The following is a 6,258-nucleotide window of genomic DNA, read 5'->3' as shown; positions in this document are numbered from 1 at the left end:
TTCCGGAAGGTGACAGATGATGAAGTTCAACAGGCAGTAGACTATATTAACAATAGACCTAGAAAAGGAATGGATTGGATGACTCCAATAGAATTTGTTGAAGAAATGTTGCACTAGACTTGACAATCTGCCCTCCGCGAAGCGGTGGGGGAACGAACAAGTCGAAACATTTCCTGGTAGGAGCGGAGGTAGACAGTCAGAACGATAATCGAAGGAAGATTTAAAGGAATAATTTCCGCTGGTGTTTATTTTCGCTCCTTTGCTAACCGATAGTGCGCGGGCATTCGTCCCCTCACCCGCTCCGCGGGAGCTCCCCTCTCGAGGGGAGCTTGACCATCAGGCGGCCTTCGGCCAGCTTCCCTTTCCTATGGTATAATCAGAAAGACAGTACTTTTACGGATGATTATTTCTAAAAACTAACTGCTAACGGCTGACAGCTAATTGTTCAAAAGGGTGAATCAATATGGCACGTATGTATCCTTCTCAGGTTCTGGATTTTCACGGGTCCGAGGGGGAGCGGCTGGTGTATCGGGCGCTTTCCCGTCTTTCGGATGACTGGGCGGTTTTTTATTCTTACCGGTGGCTGGGGACTCTCCGGCAGAGGAGGTCGGAGGGGGAGGCGGATTTTATCGTCCTGCATCCGGCCCGGGGGATTCTTTCCATCGAGGTGAAGGCGGGGGCGATTTCTTACCGGGGTGGAAACTGGATCCAGAGGAACCGGAATTCCGGCGCGGAGAAGGTGATCGATCCTTTCGGCCAGGCGCAGGAGTCGCAGATGCGTATTTCCAATTTCTTAAAGGAGTCAAATTTCCGGCCCATCCCTCTCATGGGCCGGGCGGTGTGGTTCACGTCGGTGAATTTCCATGGAAATGTACCTTTGCCTCTGGAGGCAAGGCCGGAATTGGTCTTTGATGAGGGGGATCTGGAAAATCCTGAGAGGGCGCTCATCCGGGCCCTTGATTTCTGGTCTGCCGAGGTGCACGGGAAGCGGGTGTCTCTGGATAAAAAGCAGTACCGGGAGCTGATTCATACGCTCATGCCTTCTTTTGATCTGGTGCAGACGATTCATTCCACCAATCTGGAGGTCCATACGGATTTCATCCGGCTCACGAATAAGCAGTCGGCCATCCTTGATTTCCTGCAGGAGCAGCGGGTGGCAGCTATTCATGGAGCTGCAGGGACGGGAAAAACGGTATTGGCTGTGGAAAAGGCAAGACGCCTGGCGTCCGGGGGAGAGAAGGTGCTCTATCTCTGCTACAATGAATTCCTGCTGGATCATATCCGGAAGGTGTACGGAGAGGAGGGGATTTCTTTCCATAATGTGCGGACTCTGGGGGAGGCGCTCATGGGCCGTCCTCTGGCGGCAGGAGAGACGCTCGCTTCTTTCGAGGATTTCTTTGATAAGGATTTCGACGATGATTCCTGGCCCTGGAAACATATCGTCATCGATGAGGGGCAGGATCTGACGGATTCCATGATGGAGCATCTGTCGTACCTGGCGGAGCTCATGGATGGATGTTTCTACGTTTTTTATGACCGGAATCAGCAGGTGATCCGCAGAAATGAACGGAACTGGATCGATGATCACGCGGAATGCCGGCTGGTGCTCTATAAGAATTGCAGAAATACGGCGGAAATCGCGTCTTCCGTGGGGACGGTCATCGATATGCGCCATCGGGAAAATTATGTGAATACCATTCACGGCCTGGCGCCGACCTGCGCTTTTTATGGAAATGAAACAGAACTCTCCCGCCTGGCGGATCGGTTCGTGAAGGAAATGCTGGATAATCATCTGCAGCTGGAAGATATAGCCATCCTCACCATTCACGGCCTGCCCCATAGCCTGCTGCGAAATATAAAGAAAGTCTACGGCATCCCCCTTTCTCAGGAACCGGAAAAGGGGAAAGTGTGGTTTACCAACGTTTATCGCTTCAAAGGCCTCGAAACGAAAGCGGTTTTGCTCATCGATGTGGAACTTTCCCGCCTTCCCGACCAGCTCCATAGAAGGCTCGTCTATACCGGAGCGTCCCGGGCCAATACGTACCTCAAAGTCGGATTCTATGAAGATATAAAGAAAGAAGACTATCCGGCCCTCCTTAAAAAAATGGGAGCTGAAGGAGAAGGAAGAGAAGGCGTGGCCTCTGCATTGGGACTTTCTATGTGAATTTTGGAAATAAAAAGACAGTGTCTCTTTGGGGCACTGCTTTTTTTGTTGGTGTTTTACATATAAGTTCCGGGTTCCGAGGGTATCATCAGGCGGCCTTTGGCCGCCTTTCCCATTGCCTGCCCTCTCAGCCGCGCCGGTGTTCCCGAGGGAGAGCACTTGCTGCTGGATAGAGACAATTGGCACGAGTACGTTTTGGCATTTAGCCTCGAATGTATCATGTAAATTTCAGGGCTAATAGCGAACCTCTTTCATGCCAGGTGGCTCTGGCGGTATAAGAGTGCTTCCCCTCGGGGAAGCTGGCCCAAAGGGCCTGAAAGGGCAGGGAATGGAGGTATCTTTAGAGTACTTTCAGTATTTCCCGTCGCCTGCCCTCTCACCGCTGTCGCGGAGCTCTCCCGAGGGAGAGCACTTGCTGCTGGATAGAGATAGTTGGCACGAGTACGTTTTGGCATTTAGCCTCGAATGTGGCATGTAAATCTCAGGGCTAATAGCGAACCTCTTTCATGCCAGGTGGCTCTGGCGGTATGTGAGTGCTTCCCCTCGGGGAAGCTGGCCCAAAGGGCCTGAAAGGGCAGGGGATGGGGGAAGTCGGGATTTTCCATCGCCTGCCCTCTCACCGCTGTCGCGGAGCTCTCCCGAGGGAGAGCACTTGCTTATGGATAGAGACAATTATGCCGAGTGTGTTTTGGCAGTCAGCCTCATATGTGGTGCTGATGGTATGCGAGATGTTTTATCGCATTTCATTGACTTTATTTATGATGTCCTGGCAGACTCCTTCGAAATTCTGGTGAACTGTGAGGTTAGAGTATCGCCGGATTTCAAAGCCCCAGTTCTGAAGCTGTCTGGTGCGTTCTGCGTCGTATTTCCTGCCTTCTTCGGTAAAGTGCTGGCCGCCATCGATTTCAATGATGAGTCCGGTTTTCGGGTAAAAGAAATCTACGATGTAGTGGCCAATCACTTTCTGGTGAATAAAATGGATTCCCATCTTTTTGTAGGGGAGAAAAAAGGTACGCCACAGATGATTCTCTTCCGGGGTCATGTTTTTCCTGAGCTCCATCCTTCTCTTTTTCATTTCTTCGCTGACCGGCATATTGAGGCCTTCGACTTGTTCCCAGTCATCTTCGGGATTTAGCAGCCATTCCCTGTAATTGAATTTCTTCATTTTTCTCCCCTCCCAATGCTGCTTTTCTTTTAGTATAGCAAAGATGGAGTCAATGATTACAGGGGCGGCTTTCGGGATTTCCCATAGCTTGCCCTCTCACCGCTGTCGCGGAGCTCTCCCGAGGGAGAGCACTTGCTGCTGGATAGAGACAATTATGCCGAGTACGTTTTGGTAATTAGCCTCGAATGTGGCACTATCGGTACGCAGGTCAGCTTCCACTCGGGGAAGCTGACCGAAGGCCTGAAAGGGCGGGGGTGGGAACTTTTATGGGAGCATTTATATTTCATTTTTCTCATCACGCCAACCTATGATAACGACAGAACCTGTCGCTTGCCTTTGGTATAATTCATATCTATTCTGAAGTAGTCTGTCAGGAGGTATGGATGAAGAGGAAAAAGAGACTGGAAGAGGAAAGGGAAGCGGAGTGGATTCGCGGGGAGGTGCGGAAGGCGAAGGCGGCGGGGCTTTCGATTCAGCAGATGGATCCCGATGCATTGAGGGCCCTGAAGGTGCGGCTGCTCCGGATTTACTGGAGGGGAAAGAGAGAGGAGAAAATGGTCACCCGCCTGCGGTGGTTCACTTTCGGATTTCTCCTGGCCCTGTATACGGCGGCGATGATTCTCATGCAGAAGTGAGATGAAACTGATTCCGGGATAACAGGAAATGCAAAAAGGGGAGAGGAATTGGGGTGGAGCCTCGAAATTTATAGGAGAACCTTTTTATATGGGATTTCAGCTGCCCCGGATTCTGAGAACTGCGAACTGATAATTTTTAAAAACGTCAGTTTCTGACGCTTTGATTTGATATACTAATTATTTCTTTAAGAGGAAAGGAGGCCCCTATGCTGAGTGATGAGGAGCTGCTTCGAAAGAATGAGGAAGTGCGGAGGGAAAATGAGAAGTACCGGGAGGCCCGGGAGCTTCGGAGGATGGGCTATCTTCCCGGGGATGAGGAGCTCACGGAGGAGGAATCACGGAAGCTTGCTGCCTATATGGAGCACTTGAAGGATAAGAGGACGGAGAAAAATCTTTTCCGCCTGCGGTGGATGACTTTCGGATTCCTCTTCGGGATGGTGGTCTGTCTGGGACTGGTACTCCTGAGGTGAGATTTTTTCTTGCGGAGGGAGTATACTAGGGGTAACATGAAGGGCTCGCATATGAGTTCCCAGTTCCCTGAGCGTTACGCTTGAAGGGTTTGAGTCAATTAGCGATCATGACCAAAGTAAGCCCCCCTTCACTCGCTTCGCGGAGCTCCCCAGGATGAGTTTACCTTTTAGATCATTTTCGACTTGAACGAGAGTACATCCCCCCAGTCGCCTTCGGCGACAGCCCCCCGAACTTCGGGGGGCCTGTGAGGGGAGCCTCCTGACTTTCGATAGAGTCAATTGGCATGATTATGTTTCGTCAGTTAGTCTCATATGTGCCTTGTATATCCGGTTTTGAAATCAAAACTCTGCGGCGCTCATGAATTTGCGCCGCACCTTCCCGATAATCCCGATAGTCCCGAGTCTCCCGGGATTCCCGATTCAAAGTTTCTGATAATAAAAGTTTCCTGATGAAGGACAGTTTTCCCTTGAAAGGATGATTCCCATGCCCGATTACCGCAAAAGTTTCCGTCTGCTTCGCATATACGATATTTTCCAGCATCTCGAGGAGGGGCAGGTGGTGCGCCGGGAGTCTTTGGCGGGGGAGTTTGGGATGAGTGAGCGGTCTGTGCAGCGGGATGTGCAGGTGGTGAATGATTTCCTTTCCCAGCGTCTGGAGGGGGAGGAAATCCGGTTCAACCGGGAGAAGGGTGGTTATGAGTATCACCGGGAGGGGAAGAAGTTCCTTTCCAATGGGGAGCTGCTTTCAATTTGCAAGATTCTGATCGAGAGCCGGGCTTTCACGAAATCCGAGGTGGATTCGCTCCTGCAGCGTTTCCTGAAGTCCATGGTTTCCCGGCCGGTGGGGAAGGAAATCATCCAGTGCGTGAATAATGAGATTTTCCATTATCGGAATCCGGCCCACGGCAAGGCGGATCCGGAGCTGCTCTGGAAGGCGGAGGAGGCCATTCATCGCCATAAGGTGCTTTCCCTGACCTATGAAAAACAGGATGGAGAGGCGGTGGACCGCAGAATCTGGCCGGTGGGGGTCCTTTTTTCGGAGTATTATTTCTATCTCATCGCCATTATCGATAATGAAAAGGGGCAGGAGGATTTCCGGCGGCACGGGCCGGCGATTTACCGGTTTGACCGGATCCTGGAAATAGAGGATACCGGGGAGGTTTTCGATGGCAATCTGACGGCCCAGTTTAAGGAAGGGGAATACAAGAACGGAATCCAGTTCATGTATGGCGGAGATCTGCAGCAGGTGGTTTTCCGTTTTTACGGCCCTTCCGCGGAGGCGGCCATGGACCGGCTCCCTACGGCAAAGTCGAAGCATCTGACAGACGCAGAAGGAAAAGATTTCTACGAAATCACGGCTCTTGTCCGTGGAAACGGGATTCTTTTCTGGCTCGAAAGCCAGGGTCCCCGGGTGGAAGTGCTCAAGCCGGCATCGTTAAGGGAAAAATGGCTGGAAGATGCGGGGAAGGTCGTTTCCATGGGAGAGAAGAGCCGTTAGCTGTTAGCTCAAACTTCGCACCCTCAAATGACCTAGTAACTCCGATGAAATCTGCATTGTTACACTTTAAAGTATAATTTAGCAATTTATGCAGCATTGAGGAGATTTCTGGTCAGATATGTTGGTAAACTATTGATGAATTTTCTTGTTTCATTAAGTAATGCTTTGAGAATTACGTTTTTATCGATGCTTTCGGGATTGTTGAGGATTTCGCTGATTGATTCAGCCCAAAGATTTAGCAATCTTAAAGCTTCTTCCACCGTGATGTCCTGCATTTCCTGTACGCAAATATAAAACAGTTCCCCTAGAGTCCTTTCATCTTCGGC

General features: G+C 50.8%; 5 protein-coding genes and 1 pseudogene. 4 read left to right on the top strand and 2 right to left on the bottom strand.

The window, feature by feature from the left end:
• Positions 1-463 precede the first annotated feature (463 nt).
• The gene (locus tag VZT47_RS09050; protein WP_330224640.1) at positions 464-2,164 is read left to right on the top strand and encodes a nuclease-related domain-containing DEAD/DEAH box helicase; all 1,701 of its coding nucleotides are present in this window, start codon (positions 464-466) and stop codon (positions 2,162-2,164) included.
• A 733-nt stretch (positions 2,165-2,897) separates the two neighbouring features.
• On the opposite strand, the gene VZT47_RS09045 is transcribed toward VZT47_RS09050, so the two are convergent.
• A complete protein-coding gene (locus VZT47_RS09045; RefSeq protein WP_330224639.1) occupies positions 2,898-3,329 on the bottom strand; it encodes an endonuclease domain-containing protein in 432 nt (143 codons plus the stop codon).
• Positions 3,330-3,712: 383 nt separating this feature from the next.
• Here VZT47_RS09045 and VZT47_RS09040 point away from each other — a divergent pair, with 383 nt between their 5' ends.
• The 3 genes from VZT47_RS09040 (at position 3,713) to VZT47_RS09030 (ending at position 5,932) form a co-directional block, all read left to right on the top strand.
• Positions 3,713-3,964, top strand: coding sequence for a hypothetical protein (locus VZT47_RS09040; protein WP_330224638.1), 252 nt, complete (start codon positions 3,713-3,715; stop codon positions 3,962-3,964).
• Positions 3,965-4,170: 206 nt separating this feature from the next.
• Entirely contained in the window at positions 4,171-4,434 is a 264-nt protein-coding gene (locus tag VZT47_RS09035) for a hypothetical protein (RefSeq protein WP_330224637.1), read from the top strand.
• A gap of 484 nt (positions 4,435-4,918) precedes the next feature.
• Positions 4,919-5,932: a helix-turn-helix transcriptional regulator gene (locus VZT47_RS09030; protein WP_330224636.1), complete on the top strand. Its 1,014-nt coding sequence runs from the start codon at positions 4,919-4,921 to the stop codon at positions 5,930-5,932.
• An 86-nt stretch (positions 5,933-6,018) separates the two neighbouring features.
• On the opposite strand, the pseudogene VZT47_RS09025 reads toward VZT47_RS09030, so the two are convergent.
• Positions 6,019-6,258, bottom strand: a pseudogene (locus VZT47_RS09025) (hypothetical protein); the annotation flags it as partial.

The organism is Dialister sp. (assembly GCF_036343215.1).
GTDB lineage: Bacteria > Bacillota > Negativicutes > Veillonellales > Dialisteraceae > Dialister.
This window is presented reverse-complemented; position numbering and strand designations above follow the sequence as displayed.